Raw genomic sequence first — 374 nt, forward strand, 5'->3', positions numbered from 1 at the left:
CGGTAAGTGTTGGCGAGGTTGTTGCGTGAGATGAGGGTACGGGGGTGGTGTGGTCCCAGGATGTGGGCGGAGTCTTTGAGGCTCTGCTTGTGCAGGGTGATGGCCTCGTCGAGCCTGCCCGTGTCTCGGTAAGTGTTGGCGAGGTTGTTGCGTGAGGTGAGAATGTCGGGGTGGTGGGGTCCCAGGATGTGGGTGAGGTCTTTGAGGTTCTGCTTGTGCAGGGTGATGGCGTCGTCGAGTCTGCCGGCGGCTTGGTAGGCGCCGGCGAGGTTGTTGCGTGAGGTGAGGGTGTCGGGGTGGTGGGGTCCCAGGATACGGGTGCTGTCGGTGAGGGTCTGTTCGTGCAGGGTGATGGCGTCGTCGAGCCTTCCGGC

The 374-nt window shown here is 63.4% G+C and carries 1 protein-coding gene; it reads right to left on the reverse strand.

Annotated features, from left to right (window positions below; translation table 11 throughout):
- Positions 1–374, reverse strand: a 374-nt coding sequence (locus HMPREF3165_RS13605) for a tetratricopeptide repeat protein (protein ID WP_256274802.1), incomplete at both ends; no start/stop codon positions are given.

It is taken from the genome of Actinomyces sp. HMSC08A09, assembly GCF_001807465.1.
Taxonomy (GTDB): domain Bacteria; phylum Actinomycetota; class Actinomycetes; order Actinomycetales; family Actinomycetaceae; genus Actinomyces; species Actinomyces oris.